We start from the raw sequence: 23,107 nt of genomic DNA on the forward strand, positions 1-23,107 counted from the left end.
GCTTAAATTTAAATAGCCTACTTATCAAAAAAAGTTGTGGGATTTGCAGCTCTTGCTCATCTACTAAACCCTTTTCATAGGGACTTACCTTGTAGAATATAGCTTTTTATTTATCTATCAAAACTAATTCGTTTTTACAAGTAACCGCAAATATCATTTTCTCGATGGTCAGGAGAAGAATCGAACTCCTGTGGTTTCAAGCGAGTCAGATTTCGAGTGATGCGGGTGGTCAGAGTCGAACTGACATGGGTTTAATCCCGGTAGATTTTGAGTCTACTGCGTCTACCATTTCGCCACACCCGCATTTAAGAGCGCATTTTAATTGTGGTGTCTTTACCAGTTTCGCCACCCGCCCTTATTTGCAACTTCACTATTATAATCCATTTTTTGTTTTTGCAACAACAAGTTTTCATATTCTTTGCTGCTTGCCCATCGGTCGATTTCTCGCGCTCGTAGCACTGGAACTGGATGAGTTAACTGGGCTGTGCGGGCAGCTTTGACCATTTCTCCTAATTCGCTCTTGCTGATGTCATCGTAAGCACGAGCTTGGGCAATAAAGGCATCTAAGTTCAGTTGGGGTGCGAGGGTAGGTGAGCCACCAGTAAGCTTCATCAACACCGACATGACTGCTTTGGGGTTTTGGGTTGCTAACAATGCAGCGCGATCGCAAGTAAACTCTGCACAGCGTACCCATTCCAACAATTGTGCCTGTAGGGCTTGAGCAACAAATGCACCAATATTAGGCAAAGTTGCCGCTGCTAGTATCAATATATTTACTGGTGTTAAGTAAACACTGTGGTCACACTTAAGATGTCCCAATTCGTGCGCAATTACCGCTTGAGTTTCCTCTGGTGTGAGCATATCAATTAGGGAAGTATGCACCACAATAAAAGGCTGCTTACCCCGCATGGCAAAAGTATAGGCATTGGGAGCCGGATGCTGTCTTATATATAGTTGGGGCGGCTCCATATCTAATATTTGGCAGGCTTCCAATAACAGCTTATGTAAATGGGGTAGTTGCTTTTCACCCACTAAAATACTAGATGCAATATTTTCTACATAAAAAACCTGCTCCGCCACAGGCCCCAACAAACTCCGGACGATTGTGTCTATGCCAGGGATCTGCTTAAGCGCTTTGGTTGCTTCTAAGTCTAAGGGATGACGAAACGAGTCTGCTTTTAGACCAATCAGCGGAATTTTGGAGGAGAACATGACAAGGCCAGTTGGAAACGACGGTATTGTAGGTTTGGTCATCAAATCAACCCTACAAAGCTAGTATAACTAGAACAAATGAAAGAAGATTGTTAGTCGTTAATGGTTAATAATTAATAGCAAAACAAAAATTAACAACTAACCACCAAATTCTGCGGGGGCGGGTTTAGAAGATAAATTATCGGTTTTAACCGTTCATATCATCAGCAAAACCCGCTCCTACTTGGTTTCTTTTGCTTGTCTACCTTTTAGGAGTAATTGATGGTTCGGGGTTAACAGCAGTGGGCGAGACTTCTGTTTGTGCGACAGGAATGGACGTGCGCTTGATTTTTGCTCCCAACTGTTGCAATTTTAAATCTAGGCGATCGTAGCCGCGATCCAAATAACGCAGTCCTTGAATAGTCGTTTTGCCATTTGCTGCCAAACCAGCTACTACTAGAGCTGCTGCTGCTCGCAAGTCAGTGCCAATGACAGGCGCACCAGACAAAATTGGTACTCCTCGGACAATGGCAGTATTACCCTTGACACGAATATCTGCTCCCAAGCGATTCAACTCAGAGGCATGGCGTAAGCGGTTCTCAAAAACAGTTTCGTTAATGAGACTGTCACCTTCTGCAATAGATAACAAAGCCATAAACGGCGCTTGCATATCAGTGGGGAAGCCTGGATGAGGCATGGTTTCAATATCTGTTGCTAACAGTCTTTCGGCTGGCAGAACTCGCAAGCAGTTAGGTGATTCTTCAACCACGGAAACGCCTATATCTCCCAATTTGGCAATCACTGGGAGCAAAGCATCTGGTGCTACTTGCGAAAGAGTGATTTCTGAGCGGGTAATGGCTGCTGCTACTAAAAATGTTCCTGCCTCAATGCGATCGGGAATAATACTGTATTCAGTAGAGTGTAGTTTGGGCACACCGACGATGGAAATTTTACTCGTTCCAGCACCGTAAATTTTCGCGCCCATCGCTATACAGAAATTTGCTAAATCGACTACTTCTGGCTCGCGGGCTGCATTTTCGATAATTGTTTCCCCTTCTGCTAGGGTAGCTGCCATCATCAATGTTTCTGTGGCTCCTACACTAGGAATATCTAGATAAATTTTTGCTCCCTTGAGCCTGCGACTGTTTCCAGGTATGTAAGCATTACAAATACCATGCTCAATTTGCACCTCAGCTCCCATTGCTTGCAATCCCCGGACATGAAGATCCACTGGTCTTGCTCCAATGGCACAACCACCTGGTAGCGGCATCTGTGCTACTCCTAGACGTGCCAAAATTGGGCCGATCGCAAAAAAGCTCGCCCGCAATTGAGTAACTAGTTCGTAGGGGGCCTTGGATGATGTAAAGTCGCTAGCATTAATGTCTAAAATGTCCCCATTTCGCTGCAAGCGGACACCTAAAGCTGATAAAACTTGACCCATCCGCTCTACATCTACCAATAAAGGTACGTTACGGATGCGGCAGTCTCCCGAACAGAGCAACGCTCCAGCCATAATTACTAGTGCTGAATTTTTTGCCCCGCTAATTTTTACATGACCTTGCAAATGATGCCCACCCCAGATTTGCAAGACTGAGGAGTCTGCAACAGGTGATAACTTGGCATCTGATAAGCCATTAGAAGAATTAATAAGCCGCTCCTCCAAAAAACTATAAAATTTACAAAATTTAAGTTGGTTTCGATTCTACAGTAAAGATTTAATTTGTCTACATTATTGCATTACATCTGTAAGCGCCATACTGTTTTTTCAGATCATAGAGAGGCTGCTACCAGGTAAAAGCCCTGATATACATAGATTTTTTATATAAGGACAGGTTTTGACACTAGATCTGGCTCTAGCAAAAGTCAATACTCAGTAAAGGAGACTAGGGATTCGTGACTAGGGACTTAGGAACAAAAGCGAAAAATTATGGAAGAGGCAATAAAGCCCCCCAAATTTTGCAATCTTCCCTAGTACCCAATCCCATATACCAGATTCTGAATTCCAACTATATATGTTCTTGTGAGTTCTTTAATGGACAAACATGGAATTATGACTTGACGTCATTAAAAAATTAAGCGACAATAAAAAACGGTCAATAAAAAGACCCGCTAGCGGAACTGGCGGAATTGGCAGACGCGCTAGATTCAGGTTCTAGTGCCGCAAGGCTTCCGGGTTCAAGTCCCGGGTTCCGCATCTGAATTATGACGTATAAATTATGAATTATGAAAAGTCTTTGTAATTCATAATTTAGCATTTGTCATTCATAATTTTTTGAATGTTAACTAGTTTACAGAATCCTTTAGTTAAACAAATTAGAAAACTCCATTCTGCAAAAGAACGGCACAAACAGCAGTTGTTTTTGTTAGAGGGTACGCATTTATTGCAAGAAGCTTGTGCGGTGAATTATCCGTTGGTTGTAGCGTGTTGTACTCCACAATGGCAAACAGCCCATCCCCAGCTGTGGCAAGAAGCTCAGGAAAGATGCGATCGCACAGAAGTTGTGAGCGAGGAGGTAATGGCTGCGATCGCTACCACAGTACATCCAGATGGGATAGTAGCAACGGCAAAACGGAGCGATCGCTTTCCTCAAGTATTGTTTAGTGGTTTGGTACTGGCTTTAGAAACAGTTCAAGATCCGGGTAACTTGGGTACTATGATTCGCACAGCAGCAGCGGCTGGTGCATCTGGATTGTGGCTGAGTGAAGATAGTGTTGATTTAGATAATCCTAAAGTATTGCGTGCCACAGCCGGACAGTGGTTTCGCCTGCCAATGGCAGTTACTCCGGATTTAAAAGCAACTGTACAGCAAGCCAAGCAAGGGGGAATGCAAGCGATCGCAACTTTGCCCAGCGCAACTTTAACTTACTGGGAAGTAGACTGGCGTAAACCAAGTCTAATTTTATTGGGAAATGAAGGTGCTGGGTTGTCAGCAGAATTAGCGGCGATGGCAGATTTACAAGTAAAAATACCCCTCAGCCCTGGGGTAGAGTCATTGAATGTAGCGATCGCCGCTGCACTAATGTTGTATGAGGCACAACGGCAGCAAAGAGAGGGAACAGAGATTAGGGATTAGGGGCTAGGGGCTAGGGGCTAGGGGACAAGGGGGCAGGGGAGCCAGTGCGTTGCTTTGGTTCCCAAAGTTGTAGCACCTGGCGTGAGCAGAGGGGCAGAATAACCACTAACTACTGTAAGGGCGGGTTTTAACAACAATCTCTCTAGGATGACGAAATATCTAAATAAACCCGCACGGCAGTCGCTACAACGGAGGGAACCTCCGCAACGCGCTGCCTCCCCTACCAATGACTAATGACCAATGACAAATGACTACTAACTATCAGCTTTTTCCTTCTCTTGTAAATATTGCTCAATATCAGCAACCGCGTCTTCCCAAGCTGCTAAATCAATTACCGAGGTACGATCAGCAAATTGTTCATCATTAATATTATCATCTGGCAATTTTGGTATTTCTTCCTCTGCTGAATTTTCTTGCAATATGTGTTGCAGTTCGCCAAGGGACTGCTGAAAATCTTTAGCAGCGGCTTGGCGCTGTTCATGCTGACTTTGTTCCATAGCTTTGATTTTAAAATTTAAATTGATTTGCAAAAGATGAGCAACAGTTTCTATAAATTTATATCTTGCCAATTGTACATTTAACAGGTTCAATCTGTATAAAATTTACATATAACTAGTAATTACATCTGAGTCTTGCACTTGCATAAATTTATCTAGCAACAGACTGGGAATTGGGCGCGGGCGCATGGACTTAACGTCTACCCATACCCATAGAGCCTCTGCTGTGACTAATAAATCTTCTTGGTTTTGTTTGCGAATTTCGTAGCGTCGTACTGCACGAGTACCGCGCATTTGCTGTAACCAGGTGGTAACTTCCAAGGTGTCACCTGCTACAGATGGGCGCAGATAGTCAATTTCTACCCGCCGCATCACAAATGCACCTCCCAATTGTCGGTAAACATCGAAAGTAACGCCCAAGTGTTCTGAGTGTTCAATTGCAGCTTGTTCTAGGTAATTTTGGTAAACTGCGTTGTTGACGTGTCCGAGAGTATCCATCTCATAATGTCGAACCCGGAGTAAAGTTTGGAATTTTTGCATAGATTGATTTGGTATTTGTATGCTTTTTCTATATTAGTTGCCCCATTTTTTGAAACTGCGGCACTCGCCTGTGAGTACGGAAGCTCAGGGTGTAGCGTAGCGAAACCCTGAGTAGTTCACGGTTGCTTGATATTCAATTCTTGAAATGCCTCTGAAGAGTCTTCAAGTTTTAAACTCCCGGCTAATTTACCGTTAATTAGCAATTCGTAGTCACCTTGTTGTAAACCTTCCAGATAATACACTCCCGCACTGTTCGTAACGGAAAATTTGCGTTTTCCTGTACCTGGTTGCATCGCTTCTAGTCTGGCACCAGCAACAGCATTACCTTGGATATCTGTAACAACCCCAGAGCGAGTGTAGGAGCGGATGAGCGGTATCATTACAGGAGTGTAACTGCCAGCAACTACATCAATAGCTAAGGAATCAATAGCAGTTTGCCAATCAGGTGGAAAGCCAGCAGGATCGAGATCCAGGCGATATGCTCCCGGTGCAAGACGTACATAAGCGCGATCGCCTTTGATGTCTGGTTGCAAAGACTGAATTGGTTTGTTATTAACTACCAACATAGTTCCCAAATTGTCTGTATAAACTTTTTCTCCTGCATCATGTTTACCGTTATTGTTGCGATCAAAAAAGGGCTGAATTAACAAACCTCCTTGGGTGCGGAAGTAATTAGAACGCATATCCCCTGGCGCAATGCCACCTTGTAAGTTCAAGTTAGAGACTAAATCTATACTGAAAGTTGCTTGATCGGAAGTCAGGGATACACCTTGATAACGCCCCCGCAACATCATGCCTGGTAGTACCGTTGTTCCTAGTGAGGTAACGATCCCATTACCTTGAGAACCAATGCCATAGCCTAGTTGTGCTTCCCATAGATAACTACCATCAATTACCCGTTGTGGAGAACGATAGCGCCAACCTAAGGAGAGCAAATTATCATCGTCATTGAGACTGCGAGTTTCGTAATTTAAAAGCAATGAATTTCCGGTAATACCACTTTGAGAGAAGTTGTAGCTTAATTCCGAAAGAGTACCAATCTCACTACCCTGCTGGTTCAGTTCCATCTTACCGAGACGTTGCAGCACATTCCAGCGCCAGTGATTTTCTGTATCCAAGCTAGCGCGGGCAAAGGTAAAGAAATTTTTACCGCTAAAGTTTAGTTGCACCCCGCCAGCTGTAGCATCGCGACTGTCAGTAGTGGCAAATAAGCTAAAACCAGAAAACACATTCCAATTAACGTTAAAACGATTAGAAAGAAAATCGTTCGTAAATACAGCACTAAACTTGGAAGATGGCTCATAACGAATGTCTGCAATTACATCCAATTCACTACCTGCAAGTGCTGAAACTGCTACCTGTAAAGGAAAATTTGTCGGACGATAAAATACTTCTGCTAATCCTTGCAATGATTCGTCATATACTCCTCCTAATCCTACCGTCAAGTTTTCCGATAAACCAAAACGCCCGGCTATTCCACCTCGAAACTCCGAAAATTCACCCAAAAGACTTTCATTTCCAGCAAATTCCCGTTGCCATCCACCAGAGCCAACCCAAGCGGAAGCACCAGCAGGAATTTGTCCCAAGACTGTAGAAAATGTCGCTTCCCGAATTTCTGGTTGTGCTGTCAGTCGTCCTTCAGGATAAAGTAAGACACGGTAGTTACCACCAAAGAATTGGTTATCACTTTTGATATTTTCAAAACGGTAAGTGCCAGAAGAATCAACTAAAACTTCGGTAATTACCCTATCACCAAAAGCTGGCATTAACCGCACTAAAGTACCTGGTTTCGCCTCACCAGTAATCGTGCGTCCAATTTGAGCTGCTTGCAGGCGTTGGCGGGGATCTGACACACCGCCCCCAAAGGGTTGGGGAGGTGCAAATCCTTGGCGTTCAATGAAGGTAAAACCCCAGTAATCCCCAGATTCCTGACTTTGCCAAAAAGTTGGATGGGAACCGACAAAATAATCTGTTCGCTTGGTTTGTCGCAGAAATTCTGCCTCTGCGATATTCCAGGTTTGCTGATTTTGTAAGTCTTGTTGATTAACACGAGTAAACCATGAACCACCTGCAACTGTACCAACAGCAAGAAAATCTCCTCGATAATTGGTTGATGAACTAGTAGTACTGCTTGCATTAACTTTTTGTTCAACTGCTGCTACATTCAAACTCCCTGGTTTAAGATGTGGCAATCCTTCTAAAACTATCGGAGTATCTGTTAATTCGGCTTGTTGGTTGGATTGATTTAGCCAAGGTATTTCCAAGTCAATGGCGTATTCTTGAATATCAAATTTCCCTGCTACCCCAAACAGCGTTTGTAAATCTGCAATAGAAAATACTAACCCTAATTCTGAATCGGTGCGAAGTTTTTTCGGATCGATACGCGTCACAACCCCAGGCGATCGCACTTCCAACTGACCATCTGCTAAAGTAGTGACATTTAATTTCAATGCCTTAATTACTGCTTCATAGGGCAAAAGCCAATTTTCAAAATCAATTGCTTCAGTTCCATTTTCTTTCCCCCGCACTAACATACTGGGAATCACATTCCGTTTACCCACATTTATACCTACAGTTATGAGGCTAAATTCATCTAAGTTTTTTAGGGTTTCGGAAGTAGCAACAGGAGTATTAGCTCTTGCTGGTGTGATAATTATTTGCCACCTCAGGGCGATCGCTGCTAGCAAGCAACTACTAACTACCAGTGATTTATTTAGCATATTATTACAAACATTAAGTAAAAACACATAAAAAGACGTTGATAATTAACGTCTTTGTAAGCTTATTATTCCCAAAAGCTAGTGTGAAGCTCAGGATGACTTGTAATATTTATAACAAAAGTTATTTCTTTTCCGAGGTAGTGGTTGATGCCGGAATCGTCACATTCACATTAAATGGGAGTTTACTTTTTTTGTCATTCTCACTCCATACCAACTCACCACTAAGTTGATATTGACCGGGAGCAGGGTTTTCTTTGCCAGGATAATTGAATAATAAGTTGCGATCGCTTTCGGCAACAACAGCAGTCGCATCTACTTTGCCAGTTTTAACAACACTTCCTCCGCGACGCAAAATCCAATTTATACTAGGACGGACAGTAGCTTTACCAGTGTTGCGAACTAATAGCTGAATCTGCTTTTGCCGTGTATTGAAACTGCCATTATCCACCGCTAATTTCGGAGTAAGATTACCTTTGCGGACATAGAAAGTCACACCGATGCGTGTTGCCAAAGTAACATTATTGCCAGCACTGTCCTTAGATTCACTCAGAGTTTCATTAAACACAACAGCTCGATATTCACCATCAGCCAGATTGGGAGCTAATCGACCGATCAAACGTACCCGCCGACTTTCTCCTGGTTTAATAGTTAACTCACGCGGTGAGAATTGCAGATATGGAGTGAGATTGTTGGGACTGTTGGCAGGCAAGGTTTGAAATCCTGCATCTCGGCTATAAGTAAAAGGTTCTGCGTAAACACGCACGCGAGAGAGAGTATTGCTAGTATTTGTAATTGCGATTATACCTTGGGCTTGTCCGCGATCGGCTTTAGCTTCAATTACCAACGGAGAAATGCTCATTTGTGCAGAAGCTTTACCGGAAAACAAAATTAGGCTGGAGAAACAAGCCCCAAAAGCAGCTTTAAAGAGCCAAGTGTTAGGAACCATATCTAAAGTTAGGGCACAATTGTAAATTTAATTCCGTATCTATAGTTCCCAGGTGCAAGCAAACTTCCTTTATCAATAAATAAATTTATGACTAGAGGAGTGGTTCCCACAGGTAAAGGTAATGGCGAACTACCACGAGAATTAGTTGAGCCACCGTATCCAGTTTCGACAGTTACAAGAGAAGATACAGGGTTGAAAGCTGGCCCGGCAATCTGAATCGGCTCGGATACACTGAGATTAACAGGCTCTTTACAGTTAACAGAAATTTGCGTAGGAGAACCGCCAGAGGTGCTAAAACTCACTAACTGAGTTGGCACAGTTCCACCATCACCTACTAACTCACCGGAGGAAGTTTGAGAAAAGGTGCAAGTATCGCTACTTTGAGCGTAAGTCTTGGACGCTAGAGCTACAGTAATCGCTAGTATAAAGATTGAAACTAAGGCTAAACGAGGAATCATTTAGAAATTTTTTGAACGTGACTGTATTTGTAATAGAACCATGAGTTACCAGAAACTCAGGTATTAAAAATAACACAGTAGGGTAAGTGATGCCTACCCTACTGATATGATTTTGGATTCTAGATTTTGGATGCTGAAACTCAATTTACGAAACTGTTACGGCGTGACGGTTAATGTTACTTTGTAGTCATAAGTACCAGGAGTTAGAGGGCTACCTTTGTCTACAAACATATCCACGTCTAGCATTGTTGGACTACCAACTGGGAGCATCAAGGGAGAATTACCAGTGGTATTGGTTGAGCCAACTGGTGAGTTCACGAATGCGTCTGAAAACATGGGAGTGAAAGTAGGGCCTCCAGTTTGCATAGGTTTCGATACTGTTAGTTGAGAAGGAGCATTACAAGTAACAGACACTTTACCAAATACTCCACCAGGAAAGCCACCAGCTAGTGCTGTTGGATTAGATGGCTGATTCATTCCCAAACTACCAGGTGTAACTTGATCAAAATTACAAGCACCACCAACAGTTCCAGTAAAAGGAATATCAACAGTTTGAGCCATTGTTTTGGGAGCAAGAGCAACGCTACCTACAAGTATCAAAGCAGCGGTTAATAAAGAACGACGAATCATATGCAAAATTTCCTAAAATTTTGTCAACGCTTACTGACACTTTAACTATTAAAAGATACTAAAGCTTCAGCAAATTTACAGTACTGAACTTCTAAGGCAAAAACTACGTGAGTTCACCAGCAGAGGCAATGTATATAAAATTTTTGTAAAATCTTAAAAACCTGTTTTAAAAGTTGGGAGTCAAATTATACTGAATCGGGTTTTTAGCTCTTGCTAAGGCGATCGCACATCAGCTTTAAAGACACATCTCCCCAACTTTGCGAAGAAGTCGGGGAGCTTTTTTCACTACGTGTCTCAAAGACGATCGCGTCATTTCGAGTGTAATACGCGGTTCAATAGTATCTGTCTGTTAAAAATCCTTACCGTTAGGGTGATGGAATTCTTTACTCTGATCTAAAACCTTAAACTCATCTGGGTTTAACGATACTAGAATGTTGTCAGAGTCTATTTGAATGAGCCAGCGTCCACTTAACTGCCCACCGGAGAGTTTCTCTAAACCCCAGATTTCTCCTACTTTTCCAGCTACATACTCTGGAAGCAGGATTATAACTTTATCTCCAACTTGAATACTGTTTGAGTAGTACAACAAAGTTCTAAAACCAAAGATTATTAAAAAGGAACTTTTGTCAATAAAGGTTAATGAAACCATTAAACCTAAATTTTAATTAAAGTGCGGTTGGTAATTCAGTGTTTCAATAAATGAAATGATTTCATCATCCTCTACCAACTATCTTGGTAAATAAGAGCTTTTCTAGAAATAAGATCGTAATTTCTGTCATGCCAGGGTTCTACCACATAGTTTAAACGAAGTTTTTCTAGATCTTACCCTCTTAAGACACCAAAAATCCTGTCATTATTGGTCTAAATGCTTGACGCTTGATTGTCTCTATAACTGCGATATATTAGAGTTTAACCTTCTGGGAGTAGCTTGTCCTGCTCCATAAGGTAGAGTTTAAGCGGCTTATTCTTTCAAAAACTAGGATTTTGACGGAATTTATACGGTTGGTCATAGTCATTGCAAAGGACTAATGACCCTTGCGGGTACGCTGCGGGAAGTCGCCCTCCAGGCGTCTACGCCAGTCGCTTCAAGTCGGGGAACCCGACGCCAGTTGACGCCACTTGACGCCAGTCGCTACAACGCGGGGAACCCGACGCCAGGTGACGCCACTTGCTTTATGCCGGGGAACCCGTCCACCGCAGTGGCTCCTTTATGCCGGGGAACCCGTCCACCCTCCGGGTTCAGCAGTCCCCCATCGCCGGAAACCGCCAAGACGGGGGCTGCTTCACCGCACTGGCTCCCCACAGCGGTGGCTCACCAATGACCAATGACTAACCAATTAATTTCTGCCAGGTGATAGGCCCGATAATTCCATCAGCAGTCAATCCATTTTGTTGTTGATATTTTTTAACAGCTGTCTCAGTTTGTGGCCCGTAGATACCATCTACACCAACACCTAGACGGTATTGCAAGTATCTAACGGCAACACCACCTGCGTGATTCACTCTAATTATTCGTTTCGCCAATATCTGGTTAATTGCATTCCATGTATTTTGATCTGCATTTCCAGTCTGCTGAATATCTACGATTCTCTGGAATTTTTCTATTGCCGATCGCGTTTTTGGGCCGTTTGCTCCATCTTCTGCTAAGGGTTTACCATCTTGATCAGTGATTTTAAGTCGATTTAAAGCTTTTTGCAGCCTCTGGATTGTGACGTCTGGATTTTGTTCTTCGTCTTCTACCGGATCGACAGGAATATTGTCAGGTAATTTTCCAGTTAAGCCTTTGACGATCGCATTTGCCATTGCTTCTGGATTATACAGAGCCATATCTTTTTGCGAATCAATAAAACACCCTTCGACTAAAATTGCAGTCATATCTGTATTTCTAACTACGTATAAGTGACTACCATTCTTAACACCACGATTAAAAAAGCCTAATTTGACTATTTCATTTAATACAGATTTCGCTATTTTTCTTCCTGCATCACTAGCTGCAAATACTTCCGTGCCATTGGCTTGACGGTTAAAGGCATTAAAATGAATAGATACAAAAACATCTATATTGCTAGCATTAGCCTTTGCACATCTTTTTCTAAGAGAATCTCCGACTGTACTAGCGCTTGTTGGTTTGCATTCAACAACTTGATGCCCTAATGCTTTTAATTTGGCTATTACTCTATTACCGACATCAACAGTCAAATTATCCTCAAATTTTATCCCTCTGGCTCCAGTATCTGGAGGACAATTATGCCCGATGTCTATTCCATATTTCATTGGATTCTCCCTCGCTTATTAGCCAGAAAAGAGGCGTTCTATTTTACTGTTTGGGTCAAGTCATTGTAAATAACTAGTTAATATATTGTCAAAAAAAGCACACATAATCAAGATAACTACTTTTATTGGCGATCGCCCCTCAAGTGAAAGCCATTAGCAATTAACAATTAGCGATTGGCAATAGCGTCAATTAAAATCAAGATGAAGAAATATTTCTTAGCTCTGGGGCATGAAACGTATCGTCTTGATTGCAGGATTTGAATCTTTCAACGCCGACTTGTATCGAAAGGCGGCTGATTTGGCGATCGCTAGTTGTCCGGAGTTGGATATTCGGGTATTTAGCGATCGCGATATTACCAGCAAGCGGGCTGAAGTAGAAGCAGCACTCGCTGGTGCTGACGTATTTTTTGGCAGCTTAATATTTGATTACGATCAGGTATTGTGGTTACGCGATCGTCTTGCTAACATTCCCATTCGTCTTGTCTTCGAGTCAGCACTAGAATTGATGAGTTTCACCAAACTGGGAGCCTTTAGCATTGGTGATAAACCGAAAGGAATGCCCAAACCAGTGAAATTTATCCTTGACAAATTCAGTCAAGGACGAGAAGAAGACAGACTTGCTGGTTATATAAGTTTTTTAAAGATAGGGCCAAAACTCTTAAAATTTGTGCCAGTGCAAAAAGTCCAAGACTTACGCAACTGGCTAGTTATATATGGTTACTGGAACGCTGGCGGGCCGGAAAATGTAGCTGCACTCTTCTGGACACTGGCAGAAAAATATTTGGGTTTAAAAGTCGGCGATATTCCCCCACCCATTGAAACCCCCAACATGGGATTACTTCATCCCGATTATCAAGGGTTTTTTGAATCGCCACGCGAGTATCTGGAGTGGTATGAAAAATCTTGTAGAGACGCGATTAATCGCGTCTCTACAAACCCAGTTGTTGGCATTCTCCTCTACCGCAAGCACGTCATCACCAAACAACCCTACATTAATCAGCTAATTCGCCGTTTTGAGGAAGCAGGGTTAATCCCCTTACCTATTTTCATCAACGGTGTAGAAGGACACGTTGCTGTCCGTGACTGGATGACAAGCGACTACGAAATTCAGCAACGCCAAATCGGGAATGTAGAAATTGCCTCTCTTTCCAATGAGGCAGTAAAAGTGGATGCGATCGTCTCAACTATTGGTTTTCCCTTAGTTGGGGGGCCTGCTGGTTCTATGGAAGCGGGACGACAAGTGGAAGTAGCAAAACGCATCCTCTCTGCTAAGAATGTTCCGTACATAGTAGCTGCTCCTCTTTTAATTCAAGACATCTACTCTTGGACACGCCAAGGTGTCGGTGGTTTACAAAGTGTTGTTTTATACGCTTTGCCTGAGCTTGACGGCGCAATTGACACTGTTCCCCTTGGTGGTTTGGTGGGAGAAAACATTTATTTAGTTCCCGAACGAGTACAACGCTTAATTGGCAGAGTGAAAACCTGGATTAATCTGCGGCGCAAACCTGTAAATGAAAGAAAAATAGCGATTATTCTCTATGGATTTCCCCCTGGTTACGGTGCGGTAGGAACAGCTGCATTGTTGAATGTACCGCGCAGTCTCTTGAAATTCCTCCAAGCACTCAAAGAGCAAGGTTACGCGATCAGCAATTTGCCCGAAGATGGGGAAGAGTTGATTCGTGCAGTCAAAGAAGCGGATGAAGCTTTAAATGACGCAGAGACAGAAACCTTCCCCGCGTCAGTAAATGTCCGTACCCTCGAAAAATGGCTAGGATATCTCCGCACCTCGCGCATTGAAAAGCAATGGAAATCTCTCACGGGTACTGGGATTAAAACCTATGGCGATGAATTTCACATTGGTGGCGTGCAGTTGGGGAATGTCTGGATAGGTGTGCAGCCGCCATTGGGAATCCAAGGCGATCCGATGCGCTTGATGTTTGAGCGAGATTTAACGCCCCATCCCCAATACGCTGCTTTCTACAAATGGCTGCAACATGAGTTTCAAGCTGATGCCGTAGTTCACTTTGGTATGCACGGCACGGTGGAATGGTTGCCGGGTTCGCCTTTGGGAAATACGGGTTATTCTTGGTCTGATATTTTGTTGGGAGACTTGCCCAATTTATATATATATGCGGCAAATAATCCTTCTGAATCGATTTTGGCGAAACGTCGCGGTTATGGGGTGTTAATTTCCCACAATGTACCACCCTACGGTCGAGCAGGTTTGTATAAAGAATTAGTGGCGCTGCGAGATTTAATCTCAGAGTATCGAGAAGATCCAAAGAAGAATTATGCTTTAAAAGAAGCTATTTGCAAAAAGATTGTTGATACTGGTTTAGATGCGGATTGTCCGTTTGAGGATGCTAAACGTTTGGGAATTCCTTTTACTCCAGAGAATATTCGGATGTTTAGCGCTCATGCTTTTAATGATTATCTAGTGAATTTGTATGAGTATTTGCAAGTTCTAGAAACTCGCCTGTTTTCTTCTGGGTTGCATACGTTGGGTGAAGCGCCGAATCAGGAGGAAATGGCGGCGTATTTGGAAGCTTATTTTGAAAACGAACCGCAAAGACGCAAAGAAGAAGAGGAGTTGGAAATTCAGCAGTTGTTAATGCAAACCACTGATGAATTAAAGAATCTTTTGCGGGGTTTAAATGGAGAGTATGTTCCGCCTGCACCTGGTGGTGATTTGTTACGGGATGGGGCTGGTGTGTTGCCTACAGGTAGGAATATTCATGCTTTAGATCCTTACAGAATGCCTTCTCCGGCAGCATATGCACGCGGACAGGAAATCGGTCGAAAAATTATCTCTCAACACCTGGAAGAACACGGGGATTATCCGGAAACTGTAGCGGTGATGCTATGGGGATTAGATGCAATTAAAACTAAGGGTGAGTCTCTGGGTATTCTCATGGAGTTGGTTGGTGCTGAACCTGTGAAGGAAGGGACAGGAAGAATTGTTCGGTATGAATTAAAACCTTTGGCAGAAGTAGGACATCCTCGGATTGATGTGTTGGCGAATTTGTCGGGGATTTTCCGCGATAGTTTTGTGAATGTGATTGAGTTATTGGATGATTTGTTTCAACGGGCAGCTGAGGCGGATGAACCAGAACAGCAGAATTTTATTAGAAAACACGCTTTAGCTTTGAAGGCGCAAGGGGTGGAAAATGTATCGGCAAGATTGTTTTCTAATCCGGCGGGTGATTTTGGTTCGCTGGTAAACGATCGCGTTAACGATGGTAACTGGGAATCTGGTGAGGAGTTGGGCAATACTTGGCAAAGTCGCAATGCTTTTAGTTACGGCAGGCAAGATAAGGGACAAGCTAGACCAGAAGTGCTAAAGACATTGTTGCAAAAGTGCGATCGCATTGTCCAAGAAATTGACTCAGTAGAATACGGTTTAACCGATATTCAGGAGTATTACGCCAATACAGGCGGTTTGAAGAAAGCGGCAGAAAAAATTCGCGGCAAAAAAGTTACAGCTAACTTTGTGGAAAGTTTCTCGAAAGATACCACACCCCGCAAGTTAGACGATTTGCTGCGGATGGAATATCGTACTAAGTTGCTCAACCCCAAGTGGGCAGAAGCAATGGCAACTCAAGGCTCTGGCGGTGCTTTTGAGATTTCTCAACGGATGACGGCGTTGATTGGTTGGGGTGGCACTGCGGATTTTACTGATAATTGGGTATACGACCAGGCAGCAGATACGTATGCGTTAGATCCAGAAATGGCAGAAAGGTTGCGAAAGGCAAACCCAGAAGCCTTCCGCAATATTGTGGGAAGAATGTTAGAAGCCCATGGACGCGGTTTTTGGCAAGCGAGTGAGGAGAGGTTACAAAAGTTACGCGATTTATATGAGTTGACAGATGAGGAATTGGAAGGAGTGGCAATCTAAAAAAATCTCGCAAACCAGATGAATTTAGCTAACGTGGTAGATATGCTTTCTCCAAAAGTTAAATAACATTTAGGAATTTATGCCGTTGTGCGCTTTGCACTACCAGGGAGTTCGTTAAAATGCAAATTTTTCTCCTTCTGAATCGACTGAGCGGATGCAAATTTACCACATTGCTTAGTAAGACAGTAGCTTTAGGAGTGGGCGCTAGTGTTTTACTCTCAAGTACTAATGCTAACGCTGCTGAACAGGTAGTTTTAAAGTATGGTAATTTTCGAGGGCCAGTCTCTGTTAAAGAATTAACTCAGTTTGTAGAAACTGGCAAGACTACCCCCATACTAAAAGCTTATTTGCAAACTGCTAAACAAGACCCCGCATTAGCTCGTAAGGCGCTAACGGCAGGAATCAAGGCCGATCGCGGCTTTTTAAATAGTGTGATGTCCAGCTGGGCAGGGCCAATTTTAGTCAGTCAAGTAGGTGAGGTAGTTCGTCCTCCTGACAAACCATTAGACAAGCAGGCACTACACTCCGCTTTGAGTGCATCCATTAGTCAAAGTGGTGAAGTGACGCTACTAGGAGCAATTCGTAACTATCCTCATGCTTCTGTGGAGATACATGGCGATCGCCTGATCCCTGTTTATGAGCGATTAAGTAACCTGGCGAAAATCTTCTAAGGGCTATTTAACGGCTCCTAGTGTTGAGTAAGCGGTAATTTTTAACCTGTACTAAAAAAATCACCGCTTAATGAACTGAGTACCTAAACTAAAGTTTTGAGAGCGGCAAGTCAAAATTCTGGATATGGTGATCGCATTTCACTCTAGGGATGAAAAAACGAGCGATCGCCTTATTTAATGTCGTGTTATATGGGTATGGCGACATTGGGTTAGAAGCTTGTACTGTAAGACATTTAGCGCGGATTAACGCCCAAGCGATCACTTTATTTCACGATAATATCTAAACAGATGTTATGGAGAAATCAGCATGAAATAAACGCAAAACTCACCTTTATCTCAAAAATTAATAGGAGAGATGACAATGGTCAACAGCCTTAAAGAACTAATTGATGAGCCAGAATTGGGTCATAGTAACGATCCAGAAGAAAGGTTTATCAGTAGTGGTGTGAGTTGGGAAAGCTATGAATCGCTACTGGCAAAACTAGAAAATAACTCTCATTACCGTGTTAATTATTTAGATGGAATATTAGAGATAGTGTCGCCATCAATCAGACATGAAAAAATCAAAACGAATTTAGGGATGCTGTTAGAGCGTTTCTTCTACAGCAAGCGTATTCGGTTTGTACCTATGGGAAGTTCTACTTTTAAAAACAAAGCAAGAAAAGCTGGTGCAGAACCAGACGAGTGTTACTGCATAGGTGAAGAAAAAAAAGTACCAGATTTAGCTATAGAAGTAGTTTTGACCAGTGGGAGTGTAAGCAAACTGGAAATCTACCGAAGATTAGGAGTTGCAGAAGTCTGGTTTTGGGAGAGAAACCAGTTTAAGTTATACCATTTACGGGATAATTCCCAAAAAGAGCAAGCCACTGTTTACCCTGATACTTATGGGTATGAAGCTCTCTCTAAAAGTGAGATACTGCCAGAATTAGACATTTCTTTGCTAGAGCAATGTCTGACAATCTCGGATTCAATTCAAGCTATTGACGAATTTGAGCAGGGGTTGAAAGCAGCCGATGAGCGAAAGCAATAGCCGCGACTTCGCAATGGAGTTAAGCCACATTGTTTATATGGCTTCTACAACTTCTGAACGTTGGGATTGAGTAACCCGCTCAATGATATTTGCTGCTTGTTTTACGCCACCTGAGAGTTGAATTGACTGCTGAATTCTCTGGGCATTCTTTTTGTAAGAATTTTCCGTCAACACTCGCTTGATTAGCGATCGCAGTCTGGAAATATTTAGTTTTCGCAGAGAAAGCACTTCTCCTACTCCTGTCGAGCGAATGCGCGCACCAGTTCCTGGTTGCTCAAACGTGATCGGAATCGCCACTACAGGTACGCCGTAGCTGAAGGAATCCAATGTTGTATTCATGCCTGCATGAGTTATCGTCAGACGAGCGTGCGCTAGTATCTCCGGTTGGGGAGCATACTTGACTACTAAGGGGGAACCTGGCAGCGATCGCACTGCCTCTGCACTCATCCCACCTCCATGAGCGATTACCAGTTGCACATCCAATCCATCGCAAGCGGCAGCAATGCAACGAAATACTGCTTCCTTGGTATTTTGCACGCTTCCCAAGGAGGCATAAATCATAGGCTGTCCGGTTAACTTTTCGTAGGGGAAGGAAACGAATTTTGGTGAAGCATTTCGCAACGGCCCTACATAATGGAGATGCGATGGCAGATCGGGAATGGGAAACTCAAACAACCGAGGCTGTTGGCTAATATGGGCAAGTCGTGCATTGGAAGCGTAGATGTGACGGTAATCTGGCAACTTCCATTCTTGGCGGTAGCGATTAATCGCTTGTAAAATCGGTTGGCAACTGCGATCTAAAAAGTAATAGGCTACTTGATTGCGGATTTTTGCTAGATGCGTATTCTGGTAACTCCAGGGAGTAAAGAAAGGAGGAACATCGGCTCGGCGATGAATTACCTGAGCGCAAGAAATACAGATAAACGGAAGATTGAGATATTCTGCGATCGTTTCGCCAACGGGTTCGAGTTGATCCACCAGCAAAACTTCAATCCCTGTTTTTGCGATCGCTTTGGGTGCATCTTGGCAAACTATCTCAACCATTTGTTGGCAAAAGTCAAGGGAGTAATCCAGCGCCTTGATTGCGCTTAATTTTCCCAATTGAGCGAAGGTTTCAGCCATTGAGCCAGGTTGATAAATTGCTTCGCCAATCGGATAAAAATTTACCCCTTCCGATTGTACTTTTGATTCTAAATCTGGAATTTGCAAGAAGGTGACGCGATGACTGCGTAATTGGAGTTCTCGTGCTAACGCCGCTTGGGGATTCAGGTGCCCAGGATAGGGCGGGCAAATAATGCCAAAGTGAGTCATAAGTTAAGTCAAAAGCTAATAAGTTATTGAATTTTCTGTTTGTAAACGCTTGGAAGTTGCCACCAAGGTACCTGAGGAAACTCATGATGTTCTTGGTGGTAGCCAAAGTGGTAGCAAGTGATGAATGACCAAAAAACTGGCAATGGAATTGTTTGGGCGCAATGGGGACGAACGTATCCTTCTTTGGGTTCTCGATGGGGTAAAAAAGTACCAAAATAAAACAGTTGAATAGAACTTAAAATGGGAGGAATAATCCAAAATAAGATGAGATTTTGGTTAGAAATTTGCAAAGTATATTTAGCCAGATTAAAGATGATAGTCATTCCGATAAATTGATGCCAACTCCAGTATTCCTTCATGAAGTGGAAATACCAAAAAATTCCATTAATTCTCTGTCCATCATGAAAATCAGGGTCATTTTCGCTAGCAGGATGATGGTGATGTAACCAATGTTTTTTCAAAAGCTGACGATACGAAAAAAAGGCATAAAGTATTACAGATAATGAACCAATAAAATTATTAATTTTGATATTTTTTCGGTAGACCGCTCCATGCATAGCATCATGGGCAGTAATAAATAGTCCCGTGTACAGGAACGTTTGCCAAATTATAGCGATTGGTATTAACCAATTTGAAAATTTGGTGACATCAAAATAAAGTAGAACAGACAAACTAGCTGCCCAAATAGTAATAATAAGTAAAGCAACTATAAGCCCAGCAATAGAATCTTTTTTAGGGACAATTTGCTTAAACTCTACAGCGTTAAAGAGTGGGCGATCGCAGATATTCAAACTGATACTCCTCATGTAATCAAACTCAAGTGTTAATTGCAGCATTTTTAGCTCGGTTTAACTAACCGAACTCTAAACAAAAAACTAAATTACTTGACTTCTATGAAGCTAGAAATCTACCAATTAATTACTTTGTTAATGCCTTCATCCTATCGGTTTAATAAGTTCTTGCTTTCTATCTGTAGTTTTACTTGTAAGTCATCCTAAATGTTTATTTATACACGAGTATTTAAATTTCAAGCATAAAATCTTCTATTACTGGAGGCTTGAAAACAGATGTAATTAAGCAAGAGCAATATAGGGGTAATGTTACTAGTTACTGGTAAAAGTTCTCCCATACAAACTTGATTTTTTCTACAAGTAACACTGTTGCTGAATGGAGTTCCTCTGCTTTTTGAAATAGGGTAATGTTAAATATATTTGTATTGACGAACACAAAATTATTAAGCAATATCCCTTCTCATGAATGAATATTGTTTTGATATCTAGCAAAAATATATTTTCTGATCATCAATTCCCAATTGACCTATTTTTTTAGCAGTTGAGGTATTCATAACTTTTTTATACTTGTGGCAATTCTCAATGCTTCAGAGTGACAAAATACCACTATTTGAAGAGGAATATATTTGCATTTTATATAAAAGTACACGGTAATAATATTAAGTACTCAGCTATTGCTGTGGTGTGAGGAGCAACAGAATAGATATTACCAAAGACTGCTCAAAAATTTGAGTAGTTCTTACCACTGTTACTTCAATAAGCAATGGCAAACACAGCTAGTACTCGCTAGTAATTAACTAAATTTTTTTTGGAAACAACACTTGCGATCGCAAGCGTGTAAACTTATCTGTAATGTACCTATTGTGTTACATCACCAAATTGCTCAAGTACCCTCTCCTCTTGTTGACTGAGCAGTAAATGTACAACAAGGCTTTCGGGTTTAAAGCCAGCACTCGGATTTGAACCGAGGGCCTTCCGATTACAAGTCGGATGCACTACCGCTGTGCTATGCTGGCAGGACTTTGGTGAAGATGAATCTTCAAGAACAACAAAGTTCTTAAGCATCACACCGATTAACAATAATAGCACAAAAAAGCTGATTGTAAATAAAATATGCAAAAAATATCTTCGGTTCTAAAATTCTTGATGATTTCTAAATCGCTGGTTTTTTAGCAATATATAACTAAAAAGGCAAAAAACGTGGTTTTGATCGTTGGTAAAATTCATAATCTCATTTATTAAGTCAAAGCCACCTGACACTGTAGGCTAGACACAAAAATATTTGGTACAGTTTTAAAGCATTACTTTTTGCACAGCTGCGTACAGAACGCTAAAGATAACATTTTTCTTTACAGATTAGAAGCATGGCAGCGTTGAGCGGACGAGATTTATTAAGTCTAGCAGACCTCAGTTCCCAAGAGGTTCAAGAACTCCTGCAAATGGCAACTCAACTAAAATCTCAACAGTTGAGGTTACGGTGTAATAAAGTTTTGGGGCTGTTATTTTCCAAAGCTTCCACTCGAACACGAGTGAGTTTTACTGTCGCGATGTACCAACTGGGTGGACAAGTAATAGACTTGAATCCGAATGTGACACAAGTAAGTCGCGGTGAACCTGTACAAGATACAGCGCGGGTTCTGGATAGATATTTGGATATTTTGGCAATTCGCACTTTTGCGCAACAAGAATTAGAAATTTTTGCTGATTATGCCAAGATACCTGTAATTAATGCTCTCACGGATTTGGAGCATCCCTGTCAGGTTTTAGCAGATTTATTGACAGTTCAAGAAACATTTGGCACCTGTGCTGGGTTAACCTTGACTTATGTAGGCGATGGCAATAACGTCGCTAATTCCTTAATGCTGGGTTGTGCTTTGGTAGGGATGAACGTTAGAGTAGCCACGCCGAAGGGTTTTGAGCCAAGCACGACAATTGTTGAAAAAGCACAGGCGATCACTAATAATAAAACGCAAGTAATTCTCACTCACGACGCCGAAGCAGCAACAAAAGGTGCAAATGTACTTTATACTGATGTTTGGGCAAGTATGGGGCAAGAAGCAGAAGCAGATGACCGAATGCCTATCTTCCAACCCTATCAAATCAACGAGCATTTGTTGAGCCTGGCTGACTCAGAAGCGATCGTTTTACACTGCTTACCAGCTCATCGCGGCGAAGAAATTACCGATGACGTCATTGAAGGTTCCCACTCACGAGTTTGGGATCAGGCGGAGAATCGGATGCACGTTCAAAAGGCATTACTTGCTAGTATTTTAGGAGCAGAGTAAAAAACTGAAGGATGAAATATGAAGTGTAAAGTATGAAGGAATAAAATATTTAATCCTTTAGCCTTCATCCTTTATCCTTCTTTAGTCAAAAGTATTTTCTTTTAACTTTTAAATTTTTACTTTCCATTGGGATGTTTTTTGTAGTACTAATGTTCTAGGGACATTTGTATTTTCATCCCTACAAATATATGGAAAGACTAACGGAAGCGCAAAGAGAACTTTACGAATGGTTGGCAGAATACATTCGAGAACACCAACATTCGCCTTCAATTCGGCAGATGATGCAGGCGATGAATTTGAAGTCGCCTGCACCAATTCAAAGTCGTTTGGAACATTTAAGAACTAAGGGATATATCGAATGGAGTGAAGGGAAGGCACGAACGATTAGAATTTTGCGTTCCTTAAAACAAGGTGTACCGATTTTGGGTACAATTGCTGCTGGTGGTTTAATAGAACCTTTCACCGATGCAGTCGAGCATCTAGATTTTTCTAATTTGTCCTTACCTCCTCAATCTTATGCTTTGCGGGTAGCAGGCGATAGCATGATTGAAGATTCCATCGTCGATGGAGATTTGGTATTCTTGCGCCCAGTACCAGAACCAGATCAACTCAAAAATGGTACCATTGTTGCCGCTAGAGTAGATGGATACGGTACAACATTAAAGCGATTTTATCGTCAAGGCGATCGCGTCACTCTCAAACCTGCTAACCCCAAGTACAACCCCATCGAAGTGCCTGCGATGCAGGTGCAAGTGCAAGGTTCCCTGATTGCAGTCTGGCGCAGTTACGACTAA

Annotated in this window: 20 protein-coding genes and 3 tRNA genes; 9 read left to right on the forward strand and 14 right to left on the reverse strand. The window is 42.3% G+C overall.

The genetic code is table 11. The annotated features are described in order from the left end of the window. Positions 1 to 220 precede the first annotated feature (220 nt). The 3 genes from UYC_RS0106465 to murA all read right to left on the reverse strand — a co-directional run bounded on the left by UYC_RS0106465 (position 221) and on the right by murA (position 2,854). Positions 221 to 303: transfer RNA gene (locus UYC_RS0106465), tRNA-Leu, on the reverse strand. A gap of 30 nt (positions 304 to 333) precedes the next feature. Continuing rightward, on the reverse strand, positions 334 to 1,212 hold the full coding sequence (locus UYC_RS0106470) for a M48 family metallopeptidase (RefSeq protein ID WP_016873975.1): 879 nt from the start codon (positions 1,210 to 1,212) through the stop codon (positions 334 to 336). Between the two features lie 241 nt (positions 1,213 to 1,453). Then, the gene (gene murA, locus UYC_RS0106475) at positions 1,454 to 2,854 is read right to left on the reverse strand and encodes a UDP-N-acetylglucosamine 1-carboxyvinyltransferase (RefSeq protein ID WP_016873974.1); all 1,401 of its coding nucleotides are present in this window, start codon (positions 2,852 to 2,854) and stop codon (positions 1,454 to 1,456) included. 449 nt (positions 2,855 to 3,303) lie between these two features. Here murA and UYC_RS0106480 point away from each other — a divergent pair. Both UYC_RS0106480 and UYC_RS0106485 read left to right on the forward strand, forming a co-directional pair. After that, positions 3,304 to 3,385 (forward strand) — tRNA-Leu (locus UYC_RS0106480). An 82-nt stretch (positions 3,386 to 3,467) separates the two neighbouring features. Next, positions 3,468 to 4,265 (forward strand): TrmH family RNA methyltransferase, encoded by a 798-nt coding sequence (locus tag UYC_RS0106485; protein ID WP_016873973.1) that lies wholly within the window; start codon positions 3,468 to 3,470, stop codon positions 4,263 to 4,265. A gap of 254 nt (positions 4,266 to 4,519) precedes the next feature. On the opposite strand, the gene UYC_RS35370 is transcribed toward UYC_RS0106485, so the two are convergent. The 7 genes from UYC_RS35370 to UYC_RS35375 all read right to left on the reverse strand — a co-directional run bounded on the left by UYC_RS35370 (position 4,520) and on the right by UYC_RS35375 (position 10,705). Next, entirely contained in the window at positions 4,520 to 4,762 is a 243-nt protein-coding gene (locus tag UYC_RS35370) for a hypothetical protein (RefSeq protein ID WP_026087406.1), read from the reverse strand. Positions 4,763 to 4,867: 105 nt separating this feature from the next. Continuing rightward, positions 4,868 to 5,302, reverse strand: a complete 435-nt coding sequence (locus tag UYC_RS0106495; RefSeq protein WP_016879310.1) for an acyl-CoA thioesterase — start codon at positions 5,300 to 5,302, stop codon at positions 4,868 to 4,870. Positions 5,303 to 5,418: 116 nt separating this feature from the next. Continuing rightward, positions 5,419 to 8,022 (reverse strand): carboxypeptidase-like regulatory domain-containing protein, encoded by a 2,604-nt coding sequence (locus tag UYC_RS0106500; RefSeq protein WP_016873970.1) that lies wholly within the window; start codon positions 8,020 to 8,022, stop codon positions 5,419 to 5,421. A 121-nt stretch (positions 8,023 to 8,143) separates the two neighbouring features. Beyond that, positions 8,144 to 8,968 (reverse strand): fimbrial biogenesis chaperone, encoded by an 825-nt coding sequence (locus UYC_RS0106505; RefSeq protein WP_016873969.1) that lies wholly within the window; start codon positions 8,966 to 8,968, stop codon positions 8,144 to 8,146. 8 nt (positions 8,969 to 8,976) lie between these two features. Then, complete coding sequence (locus UYC_RS0106510) at positions 8,977 to 9,426, reverse strand: hypothetical protein (RefSeq protein ID WP_016873968.1); 450 nt, start codon at positions 9,424 to 9,426, stop codon at positions 8,977 to 8,979. A gap of 156 nt (positions 9,427 to 9,582) precedes the next feature. Beyond that, entirely contained in the window at positions 9,583 to 10,056 is a 474-nt protein-coding gene (locus UYC_RS0106515; RefSeq protein WP_016873967.1) for a hypothetical protein, read from the reverse strand. Positions 10,057 to 10,405: 349 nt separating this feature from the next. After that, positions 10,406 to 10,705, reverse strand: a complete 300-nt coding sequence (locus UYC_RS35375) for a hypothetical protein (RefSeq protein WP_016873966.1) — start codon at positions 10,703 to 10,705, stop codon at positions 10,406 to 10,408. A 470-nt stretch (positions 10,706 to 11,175) separates the two neighbouring features. Here UYC_RS35375 and UYC_RS38530 point away from each other — a divergent pair, with 470 nt between their 5' ends. Continuing rightward, a complete protein-coding gene (locus tag UYC_RS38530; protein ID WP_162140484.1) occupies positions 11,176 to 11,385 on the forward strand; it encodes a hypothetical protein in 210 nt (69 codons plus the stop codon). Here the strand turns inward: UYC_RS38530 and UYC_RS0106530 are convergent, their stop codons facing one another. Then, positions 11,386 to 12,330, reverse strand: a complete 945-nt coding sequence (locus UYC_RS0106530; protein ID WP_016873964.1) for an N-acetylmuramoyl-L-alanine amidase — start codon at positions 12,328 to 12,330, stop codon at positions 11,386 to 11,388. 229 nt (positions 12,331 to 12,559) lie between these two features. On the opposite strand from UYC_RS0106530, the gene bchH reads away from it, so the two are divergent. The 4 genes from bchH to UYC_RS0106545 all read left to right on the forward strand — a co-directional run bounded on the left by bchH (position 12,560) and on the right by UYC_RS0106545 (position 17,926). Next, positions 12,560 to 16,225: a magnesium chelatase subunit H gene (gene bchH / locus UYC_RS0106535; protein ID WP_016873963.1), complete on the forward strand. Its 3,666-nt coding sequence runs from the start codon at positions 12,560 to 12,562 to the stop codon at positions 16,223 to 16,225. Positions 16,226 to 16,344: 119 nt separating this feature from the next. Next, on the forward strand, positions 16,345 to 16,896 hold the full coding sequence (locus UYC_RS0106540; protein WP_016873962.1) for an alpha/beta hydrolase: 552 nt from the start codon (positions 16,345 to 16,347) through the stop codon (positions 16,894 to 16,896). Between the two features lie 149 nt (positions 16,897 to 17,045). Then, positions 17,046 to 17,180: a hypothetical protein gene (locus tag UYC_RS39845; RefSeq protein ID WP_268743988.1), complete on the forward strand. Its 135-nt coding sequence runs from the start codon at positions 17,046 to 17,048 to the stop codon at positions 17,178 to 17,180. 77 nt (positions 17,181 to 17,257) lie between these two features. Beyond that, on the forward strand, positions 17,258 to 17,926 hold the full coding sequence (locus tag UYC_RS0106545; RefSeq protein WP_016873961.1) for a Uma2 family endonuclease: 669 nt from the start codon (positions 17,258 to 17,260) through the stop codon (positions 17,924 to 17,926). A 33-nt stretch (positions 17,927 to 17,959) separates the two neighbouring features. On the opposite strand, the gene UYC_RS0106550 is transcribed toward UYC_RS0106545, so the two are convergent. The 3 genes from UYC_RS0106550 to UYC_RS0106560 form a co-directional block, all read right to left on the reverse strand. Further along, on the reverse strand, positions 17,960 to 19,237 hold the full coding sequence (locus UYC_RS0106550) for a glycosyltransferase (RefSeq protein WP_016873960.1): 1,278 nt from the start codon (positions 19,235 to 19,237) through the stop codon (positions 17,960 to 17,962). Between the two features lie 23 nt (positions 19,238 to 19,260). After that, the gene (gene crtW, locus UYC_RS0106555; protein WP_016873959.1) at positions 19,261 to 20,073 is read right to left on the reverse strand and encodes a beta-carotene ketolase CrtW; all 813 of its coding nucleotides are present in this window, start codon (positions 20,071 to 20,073) and stop codon (positions 19,261 to 19,263) included. Positions 20,074 to 20,972: 899 nt separating this feature from the next. Beyond that, positions 20,973 to 21,044 (reverse strand) — tRNA-Thr (locus tag UYC_RS0106560). Between the two features lie 348 nt (positions 21,045 to 21,392). Between UYC_RS0106560 and argF the strand changes: the two genes are divergently transcribed. Both argF and lexA read left to right on the forward strand, forming a co-directional pair. Next, on the forward strand, positions 21,393 to 22,313 hold the full coding sequence (argF, locus tag UYC_RS0106565) for an ornithine carbamoyltransferase (RefSeq protein ID WP_016873958.1): 921 nt from the start codon (positions 21,393 to 21,395) through the stop codon (positions 22,311 to 22,313). A 188-nt stretch (positions 22,314 to 22,501) separates the two neighbouring features. Continuing rightward, positions 22,502 to 23,107, forward strand: coding sequence for a transcriptional repressor LexA (gene lexA / locus UYC_RS0106570; RefSeq protein ID WP_016873957.1), 606 nt, complete (start codon positions 22,502 to 22,504; stop codon positions 23,105 to 23,107).

Origin of the sequence: Chlorogloeopsis fritschii PCC 6912 (assembly GCF_000317285.1) — a bacterium.
Classification (GTDB): Bacteria; Cyanobacteriota; Cyanobacteriia; order Cyanobacteriales; family Nostocaceae; genus Chlorogloeopsis; species Chlorogloeopsis fritschii.

Excerpts from the sequence above, each read along its gene's own strand:
- UYC_RS0106470 (WP_016873975.1), bottom strand. The coding sequence starts at position 1,212 with ATGTTCTCCTCCAAAATTCCGCTGATTGGTCTAAAAGCAGACTCGTTT.
- UYC_RS0106485 (WP_016873973.1), top strand. The coding sequence starts at position 3,468 with ATGTTAACTAGTTTACAGAATCCTTTAGTTAAACAAATTAGAAAACTC.
- UYC_RS35370 (WP_026087406.1), bottom strand. The coding sequence starts at position 4,762 with ATGGAACAAAGTCAGCATGAACAGCGCCAAGCCGCTGCTAAAGATTTT.
- UYC_RS0106495 (WP_016879310.1), bottom strand. The coding sequence starts at position 5,302 with ATGCAAAAATTCCAAACTTTACTCCGGGTTCGACATTATGAGATGGAT.
- UYC_RS0106500 (WP_016873970.1), bottom strand. The coding sequence starts at position 8,022 with ATGCTAAATAAATCACTGGTAGTTAGTAGTTGCTTGCTAGCAGCGATC.
- UYC_RS0106505 (WP_016873969.1), bottom strand. The coding sequence starts at position 8,968 with ATGGTTCCTAACACTTGGCTCTTTAAAGCTGCTTTTGGGGCTTGTTTC.
- UYC_RS0106510 (WP_016873968.1), bottom strand. The coding sequence starts at position 9,426 with ATGATTCCTCGTTTAGCCTTAGTTTCAATCTTTATACTAGCGATTACT.
- UYC_RS0106515 (WP_016873967.1), bottom strand. The coding sequence starts at position 10,056 with ATGATTCGTCGTTCTTTATTAACCGCTGCTTTGATACTTGTAGGTAGC.
- UYC_RS35375 (WP_016873966.1), bottom strand. The coding sequence starts at position 10,705 with ATGGTTTCATTAACCTTTATTGACAAAAGTTCCTTTTTAATAATCTTT.
- UYC_RS0106530 (WP_016873964.1), bottom strand. The coding sequence starts at position 12,330 with ATGAAATATGGAATAGACATCGGGCATAATTGTCCTCCAGATACTGGA.
- bchH (WP_016873963.1), top strand. The coding sequence starts at position 12,560 with ATGAAACGTATCGTCTTGATTGCAGGATTTGAATCTTTCAACGCCGAC.
- UYC_RS0106540 (WP_016873962.1), top strand. The coding sequence starts at position 16,345 with ATGCAAATTTTTCTCCTTCTGAATCGACTGAGCGGATGCAAATTTACC.
- UYC_RS39845 (WP_268743988.1), top strand. The coding sequence starts at position 17,046 with ATGAAAAAACGAGCGATCGCCTTATTTAATGTCGTGTTATATGGGTAT.
- UYC_RS0106545 (WP_016873961.1), top strand. The coding sequence starts at position 17,258 with ATGGTCAACAGCCTTAAAGAACTAATTGATGAGCCAGAATTGGGTCAT.
- UYC_RS0106550 (WP_016873960.1), bottom strand. The coding sequence starts at position 19,237 with ATGACTCACTTTGGCATTATTTGCCCGCCCTATCCTGGGCACCTGAAT.
- crtW (WP_016873959.1), bottom strand. The coding sequence starts at position 20,073 with ATGCTGCAATTAACACTTGAGTTTGATTACATGAGGAGTATCAGTTTG.
- argF (WP_016873958.1), top strand. The coding sequence starts at position 21,393 with ATGGCAGCGTTGAGCGGACGAGATTTATTAAGTCTAGCAGACCTCAGT.
- lexA (WP_016873957.1), top strand. The coding sequence starts at position 22,502 with ATGGAAAGACTAACGGAAGCGCAAAGAGAACTTTACGAATGGTTGGCA.